General features: G+C 36.5%; 16 protein-coding genes. 8 read left to right on the top strand and 8 right to left on the bottom strand.

From position 1 onward, the window contains the following. Positions 1-2: 2 nt before the first annotated feature. Positions 3-452, top strand: coding sequence for a 50S ribosomal protein L9 (gene rplI / locus INT04_RS08110; RefSeq protein WP_023583606.1), 450 nt, complete (start codon positions 3-5; stop codon positions 450-452). 83 nt (positions 453-535) lie between these two features. Here rplI and INT04_RS08115 read toward each other — a convergent pair whose 3' ends face one another. Further along, positions 536-1,204, bottom strand: coding sequence for a LysM-like peptidoglycan-binding domain-containing protein (locus INT04_RS08115; protein WP_193015649.1), 669 nt, complete (start codon positions 1,202-1,204; stop codon positions 536-538). 53 nt (positions 1,205-1,257) lie between these two features. Next, positions 1,258-2,952, bottom strand: a complete 1,695-nt coding sequence (locus tag INT04_RS08120; RefSeq protein WP_193015650.1) for a hypothetical protein — start codon at positions 2,950-2,952, stop codon at positions 1,258-1,260. A 236-nt stretch (positions 2,953-3,188) separates the two neighbouring features. Here INT04_RS08120 and INT04_RS08125 point away from each other — a divergent pair, with 236 nt between their 5' ends. The 4 genes from INT04_RS08125 (at position 3,189) to INT04_RS08140 (ending at position 4,944) form a co-directional block, all read left to right on the top strand. Beyond that, a complete protein-coding gene (locus INT04_RS08125; protein WP_193015651.1) occupies positions 3,189-3,437 on the top strand; it encodes a type B 50S ribosomal protein L31 in 249 nt (82 codons plus the stop codon). A gap of 10 nt (positions 3,438-3,447) precedes the next feature. Beyond that, positions 3,448-3,573 carry a type B 50S ribosomal protein L36 gene (ykgO, locus tag INT04_RS08130; protein WP_006535739.1) on the top strand — a complete coding sequence of 42 codons (126 nt, stop codon included), beginning with the start codon at positions 3,448-3,450 and terminating at the stop codon, positions 3,571-3,573. A gap of 4 nt (positions 3,574-3,577) precedes the next feature. Then, positions 3,578-4,225: a metal-binding protein ZinT gene (gene zinT, locus INT04_RS08135; RefSeq protein WP_193015652.1), complete on the top strand. Its 648-nt coding sequence runs from the start codon at positions 3,578-3,580 to the stop codon at positions 4,223-4,225. 242 nt (positions 4,226-4,467) lie between these two features. Next, a complete protein-coding gene (locus tag INT04_RS08140; protein WP_193015653.1) occupies positions 4,468-4,944 on the top strand; it encodes an Hcp family type VI secretion system effector in 477 nt (158 codons plus the stop codon). Between the two features lie 31 nt (positions 4,945-4,975). Here INT04_RS08140 and INT04_RS08145 read toward each other — a convergent pair whose 3' ends face one another. From INT04_RS08145 to INT04_RS08155, 3 genes are all read right to left on the bottom strand, one after another. Next, entirely contained in the window at positions 4,976-5,377 is a 402-nt protein-coding gene (locus tag INT04_RS08145) for a DUF1240 domain-containing protein (RefSeq protein ID WP_088493996.1), read from the bottom strand. Beyond that, positions 5,370-6,206, bottom strand: coding sequence for a hypothetical protein (locus tag INT04_RS08150; protein ID WP_193015654.1), 837 nt, complete (start codon positions 6,204-6,206; stop codon positions 5,370-5,372). Before INT04_RS08150 ends, INT04_RS08145 begins: the two co-directional genes overlap by 8 nt. Before the next feature lie 379 nt (positions 6,207-6,585). Beyond that, entirely contained in the window at positions 6,586-8,034 is a 1,449-nt protein-coding gene (locus INT04_RS08155; RefSeq protein WP_193015655.1) for an NAD-dependent succinate-semialdehyde dehydrogenase, read from the bottom strand. Positions 8,035-8,295: 261 nt separating this feature from the next. Between INT04_RS08155 and INT04_RS08160 the strand changes: the two genes are divergently transcribed. Together INT04_RS08160 and cysQ are read left to right on the top strand one after the other, a co-directional pair. Further along, positions 8,296-8,916, top strand: a complete 621-nt coding sequence (locus tag INT04_RS08160) for an FKBP-type peptidyl-prolyl cis-trans isomerase (RefSeq protein ID WP_193015656.1) — start codon at positions 8,296-8,298, stop codon at positions 8,914-8,916. 143 nt (positions 8,917-9,059) lie between these two features. After that, positions 9,060-9,800, top strand: a complete 741-nt coding sequence (gene cysQ, locus INT04_RS08165; RefSeq protein WP_193015657.1) for a 3'(2'),5'-bisphosphate nucleotidase CysQ — start codon at positions 9,060-9,062, stop codon at positions 9,798-9,800. A 53-nt stretch (positions 9,801-9,853) separates the two neighbouring features. Here cysQ and INT04_RS08170 read toward each other — a convergent pair whose 3' ends face one another. Then, entirely contained in the window at positions 9,854-10,414 is a 561-nt protein-coding gene (locus INT04_RS08170) for a YtfJ family protein (protein WP_193015658.1), read from the bottom strand. A gap of 283 nt (positions 10,415-10,697) precedes the next feature. On the opposite strand from INT04_RS08170, the gene INT04_RS08175 reads away from it, so the two are divergent. Next, a complete protein-coding gene (locus INT04_RS08175; protein ID WP_193015659.1) occupies positions 10,698-10,904 on the top strand; it encodes a DUF1107 domain-containing protein in 207 nt (68 codons plus the stop codon). Between the two features lie 78 nt (positions 10,905-10,982). Here INT04_RS08175 and INT04_RS08180 read toward each other — a convergent pair whose 3' ends face one another. Together INT04_RS08180 and msrA are read right to left on the bottom strand one after the other, a co-directional pair. Continuing rightward, entirely contained in the window at positions 10,983-12,365 is a 1,383-nt protein-coding gene (locus INT04_RS08180) for a hemolysin family protein (protein ID WP_193015660.1), read from the bottom strand. A gap of 157 nt (positions 12,366-12,522) precedes the next feature. Further along, the gene (gene msrA, locus INT04_RS08185; protein ID WP_193015661.1) at positions 12,523-13,155 is read right to left on the bottom strand and encodes a peptide-methionine (S)-S-oxide reductase MsrA; all 633 of its coding nucleotides are present in this window, start codon (positions 13,153-13,155) and stop codon (positions 12,523-12,525) included. Positions 13,156-13,212: the final 57 nt, after the last annotated feature.

Genomic DNA, 13,212 nt, shown 5'->3' on the forward strand with positions numbered 1-13,212 from the left:
TAATGCAAATTATTCTGCTTGATAAAGTAGCGAATCTGGGTAGCCTGGGTGATCAGGTTAACGTAAAATCGGGCTATGCTCGTAACTATTTAATCCCACAGGGTAAAGCTGTTTCAGCGACTAAGAAAAACATTGAGTTTTTTGAAGCGCGTCGTGCTGAGTTAGAAGCTAAATTAGCTGAAACTTTAGCAGCAGCTGAAGCTCGTGCAGCGAAGATCAATGCACTGGGTTCTGTCACTATCAGCTCTAAAGCGGGTGACGAAGGTAAACTGTTTGGTTCAATCGGTACTCGTGACATCGCTGATGCAGTAACTGCAGCTGGCGTTGAAATGTGTAAGAGCGAAGTTCGCCTGCCAAATGGCGTTCTGCGTACTACTGGTGACCACGAAGTTCACTTCCAAGTTCACAGTGACGTATTCGCTGAACTGAATGTTATCATCGTTGCTGAATAATCTTTGATTAAACAGTTAATGTTGATAAAAAAACGCCAGCTTAGCTGGCGTTTTTTTTTGCATAAATTTAATTTTTTTTCTGGCTATGGTGTACGGTAATAACTTCCATCACTTAAACGTGTATAAGTTATCACAGTGCCAGTACTGTTTGTCACTTCTAGCATACTCACATCACCTTGTGGACTACGTTGCAAGCGCATAGTTTGACCTGCGCGTAGTTGGCTCAATGATTTCTGTTGATCTTCTGATTTTGCCATAGAAAAAGCATCATTGACCGGAAGCTGATTATCTCTAAAAAGCTGTGCTAAGGTTTGCCCTTCTTTAATGGTGTATGTTTGCCATGTTTGTGTCGGAGTTAATGTGGGCTGTTGAGATTGTGCTGTTTGAGACGTATTTTCACCTGTATTACGTGTTATTGGATCCTCATCAGACGGTGTTGTTTCTTGATCGGCATTTAAGCTGTCTTGTGATTGCGGGATCGACGTTTGATAAATAGGATCCCCATTAGTAACTGATGGCGCAATTGGCACAGGAAGATCTTGTGTCGATGATGATGGTTGAGGTGGCTCACCATTATTTTCACTTGTCGGCCAAAAGAAGATGACCAACAAAACCACGGCAATAACCAGTATTGCTCGACGATGTAAGCCAGGGAATTTGCCCATATTCACCTCATTATTGATCTGTGAATCAGTGTTATGAATTGCTGTAACATCTTTTTTATTTCTTGTAGCCATACTAGCACGAACCATGATCCTAACCTGCTCCCTGAATTCTTTTCAGAATTATCTATTCGCTCTAACCGTTAATGTTCTTCATTCCCTTGATGGTTAACTAAAAATAGCTTCATACGTTGATACGCATTTTTGTCAGTTTCTGTGGTTAAGGCTTGTGTTAATTCACCATAAAGATCATGAGGTAATAATGTATCAGACCAAGTTGAAAGAACATTCAGTGCCATATTTCTATCACGCAATGTTGGGCTACGTAATTGCCGTTTAATGAGTGACCAACCAATACCAGGAAAACCACCAAGATCTTGCATGATATATTCAACGGCATGATGAGGCTGAAATTCAGTGTCAGTAGCGATTAATGGTTCATCTGTACTATCTAATGCTGTTAATTCAATTTGTTGTTCTGCAAGTTTGACTACTCTTTCTATTTTATGAGAAGCATCTGTTTGCATTAATTGATGCCACCAATCTGCATGAGGATTGTCTTTTTGTAGTGAAAAGAGTAACTCCCAAATATCAAGGCGGAGAGATTTTGCTACAAGACTTGCTTGGTAATTCTTTGCGCGAGAAGGACTTTGTAGTGCTTCAATAATAAGTGTTGACCACTCCGGTTTTTGAAGAATGTTTTGTGAGATAGACATAATCTGTTGTTGGCAGTGATCATCCCACCCTAATGCCTCAAGTAATAACCAATCTTCACCACTATTTTGTACGAAATCAGCAATTTCACAGACACAATAAAGTAATTTCAATTCTTTCGGAGGCAGTGTATCGACTTGTGAAATAAAGGCTTTGCAAGCTTGAGCACCCTCAATGTAATCATAAATATCTTTTGCTGGGCCACCATTAAGCAATGCACGTAATAAATCATTACAACCTAGTAGCAGTGTGTTATCTAAAGGATGCGTATGGAGCATCTCTAATAGCTTGCCTTTCATTACACAGTCATAGGCGACATATTCTGTCATTACATTATTTTTATAGCCTTCAGTGAGTAACCAATAACGATTATTTACCGAAAGCGTTGATGGCAGATGTTCAATAAACTGAATTCGCCCCCACCCCTTAGTGCGTTGGCCAAGTGAAGATAGAAAAGGTTCAAATTCTTCGCACGAGAGACGTTGTTTTAGTGAGCGGATTGCATAGAGGGTAAATTCAGGATGGAGTACAAACAATAAAAGTAAACGTTGAGAGATTTTATCGCAAAATGATCCTAATAGTCCTAACGCAATTTTAACCGGGTTCTTATCAGGGCTTTGTTTTAAGATCCATAAGATCAATTGAAAATAGATCTCATGCTTGGCGAGTGCTTCATCTTGTTCTATTTGCGCTATCAAGTGTGAAAGATAGGTAATCGGTGCAAGCTTATCTTGGCAAGCTATAGTATAAAAAGAAGAAACATGGTCTTTATCAGGCAAAAGTACAACCTGTTTTATTGCTTGGTAGAGAGTGCATGCAAATTCTTTACATACCTGAAGTGAAGGCTGTTGCTCAATAGATCGACCTATCCGTTGGCGTAAAATAATTCCTTCTCGTGCCCCCGCCGACCAACTAAATGGGATCGAATCTCCGTTATCGTTTTCTTTTATGCGGCCTTCTGATAATAGATTTAATTCATCAGGCAGTGGTGTATTGCCTATTTCATAAGGTGCTAGTTGTGAAAGGATCGAAGACGTAGAAGAAGGACAAATACAAGGAAAGTCTATTGTAAGATCAATAGACAGCGGTGACTTACTGAAAAGCTTATCGCGCCAATGAGTCATAATATGTCCTATTTGTTTTGCCGTCTTAGTATAACTCTAGCGGAAAATAGAAAAGCTGGACAAAAAAAGGCAAGAAAATTCATTTATACCATTTAAAAATCCATCACTCATCATGCAATTCTCTTTTTAAGATAGAAAAATACACTAAAAAAACTGGTCAAAGGAATTAAAAAGCGTTACATTATCACAATTCAATATTGTTATATTATAACATTACATATTAAAGTGAGTTTATTATGAAACCAGGCATTCATCCAGAATATCGAACAGTGATTTTTCATGACACTAGCGTAGATGCTTACTTTAAAGTGGGTTCAACCATCAAAACGGAAAAAACGATAGAGTATGAAGGGTTAACTTATCCTTATGTCACGTTAGATGTCTCTTCTCAATCACATCCGTTTTATACCGGTAAGCAAAAAACACATTCTCAAGAAGGTAATGTGGCACGCTTTAATAAACGTTTTGGTCAATTTATTAAGTAAGGAAGAAAAAATGCAGGTATTAAGTTCGTTGAAAAGCGCTAAACAACGCCATCCAGATTGCAAAGTGGTGCGTCGCCGTGGTCGTCTTTATGTAATTTGTAAGTCAAATCCACGTTTTAAAGCCGTTCAGGGGTAAGATTATGCAAAAACCAGTCCTTTCTTGTATTTTAATTATGGGGCTATTGGGTAGTGCAATGTCAGTTTTAGCGCATGGACATCATCATGAAAAAGTACAAACACAAGCTCAACGAAATGCCGCTAATGGAATTTTTGAAGGTAAGGATGTTCTTGATCGCCAACTCAGTGATTGGGATGGTGTATGGCAATCTGTAGAGCCTTATCTTCTCAGCGGTGAATTAGATGAGGTGTTGCAAAAGAAAGCGGAAACAAAAAAAGATAAAACGGTTGAAGAGTACCGAGCTTACTATACACAAGGCTATAAAACTGATGTGGATATGATTGGTATTGAAAACAATATCATTGAGTTCCACCGTGGAGAGAAAGTCGATAGCTGTGAATATCACTATGATGGTTATCGTATTCTGTATTATGAGTCGGGTAAAAAAGGGGTACGTTATCTTTTCCGCTGTGATGATGCCAAAAGCCAAGCGCCCAAATTTATTCAATTTAGCGACCACATTATTGCACCAGAGAAAGCAGGGCACTTCCATTTATATATGGGCAATACATCGCAAGATGAATTACTTAAAGAATTAAGTAATTGGCCAACATATTACCCTTATTCGATGAAAGCAGATGATATTGTTCACGAAATGCTTTATCACTGATTTAAGTGGAATAAATAGAAAATAAAATAATAAAAATCTTTAGCAAAGGAGTGCTGGATTTTTTTTAATTAATTATTTGATATAAAAAAAACAATAAAATAATTCATGTGAAAGTCATTTGATTAGTAACTATAGTTATGTTTATTTGGTGATAAAATAAATTATATCAAATTAAGTTTCTTCATTTTTATTATCTAATATATATAATTAATTATTGATTAATTTTTTTAAAAGGAATTTTTATGGCATATCCTATTTATCTAACTTTAAAAGGAAAAGTCCAAGGGTTAATTTCTGTAGGTTGTTCATCTCTTGATTCGATAGGAAACCGTTACCAACTTAATCATGAGGATGAAATTCAAGTTATTAGTTTAAATAATAGTTCTGTTCGTGCACAAAATGCATCTTATCAACCAGTTATATTTACTAAGCCTATAGATAAATCATCACCATTACTTTCAACAGCTTTAGATAATAACGAAGTCTTAGAAGCAATATTCACTTTTTATAGAACAAGCCAACATGGGCAACTTGAAGAATATTATGAAATTAAATTGACTGAAGTTTCTCTAATTGAGGTTTCTGATATTTTTCCTGATTCAATAAATGATAATGAATCAATGCCATATCAACGTATTCAAATGAAATACACCTCAATATCCAGGGTTCATTTGGTTGCTAATACATCAAGTTATAGTATTAACAGTGACATGATTTAATAAGCTTTAGTTCATTATCAAAAGATATGTGCTATTTACACATATCTTTTGATATAACATATTCACTTGGTGCAAAAATTGATTGTTTATAACAAATATAATACCCCTTAGAGACTAAATCATATCTGACATAAAATGAAAAAAAGAAACTGAAAATAATACCTGCTATTGCCATAATTGCGAGGTAACCAGCTATTTTATTATTCATTTTTTGTGTTTTTTTCTTATATGCACAAATAAAAATCAAATAAGAAAAATATATTAATAGGGGAGAACCAAAACACAATAATGCTGTCTGGAAAGAGAATAATATACGTTCTTTCATTGAAAAATATTCAATGTAATATGATATTGAAAAATAAAAACAAAAAATAGATAATAAAAAAACAAATAAAGAAGTTAAAAATAATTTCAGTGGGCTTATTTTATCCACGGCTAAGTCTTCCCCATTGTGTGAAAAATTGATCAGGGTGATAAGGCGTTTCAGGTTTCTTTTCCCGATAAGATTTTAGATTTTTAATTATGGTTTCACTGATCTTAAATTCATCATCTAACTTATAGAGAAAATATGAAATTGCAAGACCCAGTAAAAATATTCCTACAGATACAACAATGATACTTCCTCCTGAAATTATCCCTAATGTTGTTATAACACCGACTATAGTTGCACTTACTTGTGTTGCAATAGCCAATTTTGCCATATCCATAGTGATATTTACGAAAAAATTAGTGAGATCATATTCATCTCTAAATATGAGTTCTACAATTCTATAAGCTGCTGAAAATACAATTGCAAAACGTACACCTCCAGCTGAAACGGAATTCATTCCTTGGGTTCCTACTCCCATATATATAATACGAGGATTATTTGCTAGGTATCGAGTTGCATTTAAATAAGCTCTAACGCCTGCATGACCTGAAATTCTTATATAAACATTTCCATTTTTACCTACATACTCAGTCGCTGTGATATTGATATTTCTAAACTCATTAACAATTCTTTCGACTCTATATGATTCATAGATATTTCCAGAATATGATGAAGCGATATCACCAATACTAAATAAAGTATCTTTCGATGATTTGTAAGGTGTTGGGGTGGATAAGTTTTTTAGAACATAATCAGCTTCTTCAAGGGTGATCAGTGCCGCAACATTTTCATCATCTTCGGTATCATTAAGGATCCGCTCAATTCTTTTCTTATTGTTGTATTGTTCTTCTCTGTCCCAATCAATAACGGTGGTATCGTATATATAGCCCATATAAAAAGATCCTTTTTTTATAAATTTAAATTAGATTAATAAAATTTATGATTTTATGCAATTAAAAATATCTGCTGTTAGATTAATTAATTAAAAGTTAGCTTAACAACAAGTGTGCTTTTATTTTTTATTATGTAAAATTCTATTTTGATTATTTTTATTATTTACTTTAAGTGGATAGTATCCTTCACTATAAAAGAAGTTATTTTTATATTTTTTATATAAGTAATAAATAAACTGAGGGGATATATAAATATAATTTTATATCTTTATGTTAAAAATATAATTTTTAATATTTTTTGATAATAAGAGAAAATAGTAAGGGAAAAAGCAGTAGCATCCATGCTGACTTACTTTTATAAGTTGGGTTAAAGGTTATTTATAATCCTTGGCAGAGATATTTCATCTCCATATAATCTTCAATACCGTGTTCAGAGCCCTCACGACCTAAACCTGATTGTTTAATACCACCAAATGGTGCAACTTCATTGGAAATTAAACCAGTGTTAATACCCACCATGCCGTATTCTAAATTTTCAGCAACACGCCAAATACGTTGTGGATTTTCACTATAAAAATAAGCGGCTAAGCCATAAATGGTATTATTAGCTAAATGCACCACTTCATCTTCATTTTCAAAAATAACTAAAGGTGCAACAGGGCCAAATATTTCTTCTTCAAGGATATGGCTATCAGCAGGAACATTGCCAACAACGGTAGGTTGGAAGAAGTTCTCACCCGCTTTGTCATTATCTCCGCCACAAAGCAGTGTTGCACCGCGTTTTAATGTATCAGCAAGCAATGATTGTGATTTTTCAACAGCTTTACGGTTAATGAGAGGCCCAATAGTGACACCTTCTTCAAAACCATTCCCCACTTTGAGTTTTTTAACGGCGGCAACAAAGCGTTCGCTAAATTGTTGATAAACATCTTTATGAATATAAAAACGGTTAGCACAAACACAGGTTTGTCCTGCATTACGGAATTTTGCTCCCATAGCACCTTCAACCGCTTTATCAATATCGGCATCGTTAAACACGATAAATGGTGCATTGCCACCTAATTCCAAAGAGACTTTTTTTACACTATCTGAACACTGGCGCATTAATAAACGTCCAACACCCGTAGAGCCTGTAAAACTTAATTTGCGAACACGATTATCAAAGGTAAAGACTTCGCCAATTTTAATCGCATCACCAGTGATAATATTAATAACACCAGCAGGAATGCCTGCTTGAGCCGCTAATTCTGCTAAAGCCAGTGCGGTATAAGGTGTTTCATTGGCAGGTTTAATCACCATAGTACAACCCGCTGCTAATGCAGGAGCCGCTTTGCGGGTGATCATAGCGGCCGGGAAGTTCCAAGGTGTAATAGCAGCACAGACACCAATACCTTGTTTGATCACCATTAAGCGTTTATCAGCAGAAGGGGAGGGAATAATTTCACCGTTGGTTCTTTTACCTTGCTCTGCGAACCATTCAATAAAAGAAGCGGCATAGGTAATTTCGCCTTCAGCTTCAGCAATGGGTTTACCTTGCTCGAAGGTCATTAATTCAGCAAGTTTTGTTTTATTTTCAGTGATTAATTTAAACCAATTTTGCAATAATACGCCACGTTGATGTGCTGTTAATGTTCGCCATTGTGGCAAGGCTTTTTGTGCTGCATCAACAGCCATTATTGCTTCTTGTGTTGCCATATTGGGGACTGTACCCAGTAAAGTACCCGTTGCAGGATCGACAACATCAACAGTTTCGTTATTTTGAGCATTACACCAAAGACCATCAATATAGCCTTGTTCGCGGAAATAGGGATTTGTCGTTATCTTCACTTAATACCTCTCTGAACACATATATATTGATATTTATAAGGCTAGGCAGTTTATGCCTGTTTATAAGTATATGCCCGTGTTGCGATATTGTGAAAATAAGTATGACAAATCCCAATAAAAAAAATGATAAAAAACACGATAAATAAAGCTTATAACATATGTTTTTAACGAATAATTCCCATTACTCAAGACAGAAGGTTTACGCTGTACCTTACCACTGTTATTCTTGGGTTTAACTTTCATAAAAAACAGGTATTTTTCATGTCAAAACCATCATTTGATTCTATTGAATCACAGGCAAGTTACGGTATTGGTCTGCAAGTCGGTCAACAACTGACTGAATCAGGTCTTCAAGGATTAGAGCCCGCAGCACTGTTAGCTGGCCTGACCGATGCATTAGAAGGTAACGCACCTTCTGTACCTGTTGAAACACTGCATAATGCCTTACGCACCATGCATGAGCGTGCTGAGGCTGTTCGTCAAGAGCGCCAAGCTGAACTGGCTGATGCCGGTAAAATCTTCTTAGAAGAAAACGTGAATAATGAAGGCGTTCACGTTACAGAATCAGGCTTACAGTACAAGGTACTGACTGCGGGCGAAGGTGCAATTCCTGCAAACACTGATCATGTTCGTGTTCACTATACGGGGCGTCTAATCGATGGCACTGTATTTGATAGCTCCGTTCAACGCGGTCAGCCTGCTGAATTCCCTGTAAATGGTGTTATCGCAGGATGGATTGAAGCATTAACATTGATGCCAGTAGGTTCAAAATGGGAATTATATATTCCTTATCAACTGGCTTATGGTGAACGTGGGGCAGGCGCGGCGATCCCTCCATTCGCAACATTAGTCTTTGAAGTAGAATTATTAGAAATTTTATAATTTCTTATTCTGCGGTAAATATGAGTAAAAAATAGCCGGTTTTTGCCGGCTATTTTTGTCTCTAGACTAAAATAAAGAGACAGTAGGGTAATTGATTTTTATAAGCGAAGTTATCATGCTTGTAGAAATAAGAGAGGTGCATTATGTTAGAACAAGTTAGCAAATTAGCCCGCCAAGCAGGTATGGCGATAATGCAGATCTATCAGCAATCAGAGCCTATTCAAGTACAGGAAAAAAGTGATAATTCACCCGTAACAGAAGCGGACTTAGCCGCTCATCAAATTATCAAATTAGGACTGGCTTCTATTGCTCCAGATATCCCCCAATTATCTGAAGAAGATCCTCCTGAATGGGAAGTTCGTCGTCATTGGGATCGTTATTGGCTAATTGACCCATTAGATGGTACTAAAGAATTTATCAGCAAAAATGGTGAGTTTACGGTAAATATTGCTTTAATCGAAAAAGGTATTCCCATTTTAGGTGTTGTCTATGCTCCTGTACAAAATATGTTATATGCAGCTGAGAATAAACAAGCGTGGAAAGAAGTGTGTAGACAACGATTACCTATTCATGCAAGTCGGGCGGAACCTCCCGTGATTGTGATTAGTCGCTCTCATCAAGATGATGAGCTAAAAGAGTACTTATCACAGCTTGGTGAACACCAAACCGTTGCGGTTGGTTCTTCTTTAAAATTCTGTCTTGTGGCGGAAGGTAAAGCACAGCTTTATCCTCGTTTTGGACCTACACATACATGGGATACCGCGGCAGGTCATGCTATTGCGATTGCGGCGGGCGCACATGTCACGGATTGGAAAGGAGTAACGCTAGATTATTCCCCAAAAGAGTCGCTGATAAATCCAGGATTTAGAGTTTCTATCTTTTAGTCTAGTGCGATAAAGTTGGAGCCCTTTATTGATAAGGGCTCTGACATAACACATTATTCTTTAATTAAGTCATTGATAAGATTGATTGCTGTGGTTATTTCCGCACCACTTAAAACACCTTCTTTAGCAAAACGGACTTTGCCTTGCTTATCAAGAACAACAATCGCTGAATTTTCTTTTTCTAATCCCCAGCCTTTTAATGCTACGCCATCGGCATCAACAATAAATTGTGACCAAGGAAACTCTTTTTTGCTGTCTTCAACACTGCCACGAACAAAAGGCCCAGTACCAAACATCGCATCATCAGTATTAATAATGGTTGTTGTCTGATAACTCGCTTGTGGGAATTTAGCCAATTTTACGGCGTCAATAAAAGGTGCGTTCATCTCCTTTGCTTTACTGCGTCCTGCAATATGCTGAACAGTGTGTACTTTTCCACTGAGCAGACCACTATTCCAATTTTGGTAGCTAAACTTATCTTTGGTTGTGTCATAAAGTAGCTCACCTTTGTCATTGATGCTAACAGCAGGAAGCGTGTTATTTTCAGTGATGTTATGAGCCAATGCCCATGTTGAAGTACTGAGTAAAAGAGCTGCTAAGGTGAGTTTGTGCATAGCCAGTATCCTGTTATTGAAATTAACGTTAGGTTCTATTTAAGCATAGAAGCTAGGGATGAATAATACCTCATCTTTGATACATTTATTTAACATAAAGGGGGTAAGATAGAGGCTGTTTTATCTTTAGTTACATTCTTTACTGTCAATAAATGTAAAAATAGATAAGAAAACTAAATAAGTTGAACCTAGTACTTATAATTAGGTCTTTAAATTTGATATATAAAGATAAGTCTTTATGACTTATTAAACTCAACAACGAGCATGGGAGACTAACTGAAAGATGAAAATCTTCAATCGCTATAACCCTGAAAAAATTGCTCTCTACGTTAAGACATTATTTCGTGGACGGTTTTATATCAAAGGAATGGGTGCATTTGAATTTGATTACGGTAAAATTTTACTACCTAAAATAAAAGATAAGCTACATTTTAATGTGATGAGTGAAGTGAACCAGCAGGTCATTATACTTAAAGCTGAAATGGGTTAACTTTTATCTGATAGATAACTGAGTCTTTCTCTTTTACACTTTTGATAAGACTCAGTTATTAATTTCATTTGTTATCAATTAGCCAGCTGTTTTATTCTCATCTTGTCTAATTTCTACTTCTGTCGTTGTTGTCTGAGTAACCGGTACATGTTCCTGTAAGATAGGTTTAACAGAAGGGATATCATCAACTTTTGTCACCAGTAATTGATCAATTTTATAGTTATCAATATCAACAACTTCAAATTTATATCCAGCAAACTTCACATAATCTGTGCGTTTGGGGATTTTACGTAAACGAAACATCATAAAGCCAGCAATAGTTTCGTAGTTACTCGAATCAGGAAAATCATCAATATCAAGTGCACGCATTACATCATCAATTGGCGTACCGCCTTCCACTAACCATGAGTGTTCATCACGACTCACAATTTGTTCTTCTTGCCCTGGCCCAATTAAATCACCCATCAAGGTTGTCATTACATCATTTAATGTAATTACCCCCATCACCATAGCGTATTCATTAAGGATAATGGCAAAGTCTTCACCGGAGGTTTTAAAGCTTTCTAACATATCTGATAGTGTTAATGTATCAGGAATAATCAGTGCTTTACGGATATGAACACCTTCATTGAGGTTTAAGCTTTGCCCATTGATAACTCGATTAAGAAGCTCTTTAGAATCAACGTAACCAATAATATGGTCGATATCACCTTCGCATACTAAGAATTTAGAATGGGGCTGAGTGGCAATTTTTTCTTTAATATCACTTTCTGTTTCTTCACGATCAAAATAAACCACATCTTCTCGTGGGGTCATTGCTGATGGTACAGTACGCGATTCTAATTCAAAGACATTTTCAATGAGTTCATGTTCTTGTTTACGTAAGATACCTGCAACGGCCCCCGCTTCTACAATGGCAAAAATATCATCAGAAGTAATATCTTCATTTCTTACCATAGGAATTTTAAATAACTTGAAGATAAGATCTGCCATGCCATTGAATAACCAAACAAGAGGGCGGAAGAAGGCTAGACAGAAACGCATTGGATTAACAATTTTCAATGCAATCACTTCTGGTTTAATCATACCAATGCGTTTTGGGGTTAAGTCAGCCAGTAAAATAAACATTGAAGTGACAATAATAAAAGAACAAATAGACCCAAGTTGTTGAGCAAGCGGTTCTTCAAAAAATTGTAGATAAAACGTTTTGAGTGAGGGAGAAAATGCTGATTCACCAACAATACCCGCTAAAATAGCAACGGCATTTAATCCAATTTGGACAACAGTAAAAAACATGCCTGGCATTTCTTGCATTTTTAATACGCGAGCGGCGTTGATATTGCCCTCATCAACAAGTTGTTTGAGTTTAATTCGACGAGAGGCAGCAAGAGAGATTTCAGACAGCGAAAAAAAGGCGCTGATAGCACAAAGCAAAAGCACAATAAGTAAACTATTAAGCATATAAGGCTCACATCACCCCAAGTATTTAATCCAAAGGGCAATACTAGAGTGTTAAAAATAGAAGATAAATCAATATATTGTGATGGAATTATTCACAAAGACAGATAAGAGGGCGTAATTATATCATCGCCCTGCTATTTTCTGCTAGTCTTACTTTTCAGGCTGGGAAGCAGATCCCTATTCCTCCTAAACCACAATAACCATGAGGATTTTTATACAAATATTGCTGGTGGTCATCTTCAGCAAAATAAAAAGGGCCCGTTGGTTGTATTTCTGTGGTGATGGCGTCCTTTGTTCCTTGGGTACTCATAGCGTGTTGGTAACGTATTTTTGATTCAATAGCTTGTGCGTATTGTTCTGGATTTACTGTGTAAATCGCTGAGCGGTATTGGCTACCAATATCATTACCTTGGCGCATTCCTTGAGCTGGATTATGATTCTCCCAAAAAAGGGTCAAGAGCTGTGAATAGCTAATAATAGAGGGATCAAAAACCACTCTCACTACTTCACTATGGCCAGTGGCTCCTTGGCAAACTTGTTGATAGGTCGGATTTTCGGTTACGCCACCACTATAGCCTGCGCTTGTTGAATAAACGCCTGGTTGTTGCCAGAAAAGACGTTCAACTCCCCAAAAGCAGCCCATTGCAAAATAGGCAATACGCATCTTATTAGGAATATCATCAATGGAATGTCCATTAACTGCATGACTAGCAGATATTTCTAATGGTGTCGAAGTACCTCTTAAGGCATTCTTTGGTTGGTAAGCTTTATGTTGCAAGGTAGACTCCATTTTTTATATTTGTAAACGCATTACTATGGTAAAGGTTTAATATTGTTATAAACTAAA

This window comes from Proteus sp. FME41, from assembly GCF_014897315.1.
GTDB lineage: Bacteria > Pseudomonadota > Gammaproteobacteria > Enterobacterales > Enterobacteriaceae > Proteus.